This is a genomic window from Pseudoalteromonas sp. GW168-MNA-CIBAN-0100 (genome assembly GCF_040309225.1).
GTDB lineage: Bacteria > Pseudomonadota > Gammaproteobacteria > Enterobacterales > Alteromonadaceae > Pseudoalteromonas > Pseudoalteromonas arctica.
In genome coordinates, this window is the sequence record NZ_JBEOOL010001037.1 from 1 (window position 1) to 239 (window position 239).

Below are 239 nucleotides of genomic sequence, written 5' to 3' on the forward strand. Positions count from 1 at the left end.
TGCCTCCAGCAATTACCATGAGTTTATATTTTGTTATTTTTGGTAACTTAATAGGCTCACGTATTGGTGATATGGGTGGCTTTAGTTATATGGAGTTTATTGTACCTGGGCTGATAATGATGTCGGTTATTACTAACTCCTATTCTAATGTAGCCTCAAGTTTTTACTCTACTAAATTTCAAAAAAGTATTGAAGAGCTACTTGTAGCCCCAGTGCCAAACTACATTATTGTGCTTGGC

The 239-nt window shown here is 36.0% G+C and carries 1 protein-coding gene; it reads left to right on the forward strand.

The features are described from left to right. The coding region (locus AAEY62_RS24505) for an ABC transporter permease (protein WP_350637087.1) at positions 1-239 on the forward strand (239 nt) is incomplete at both ends.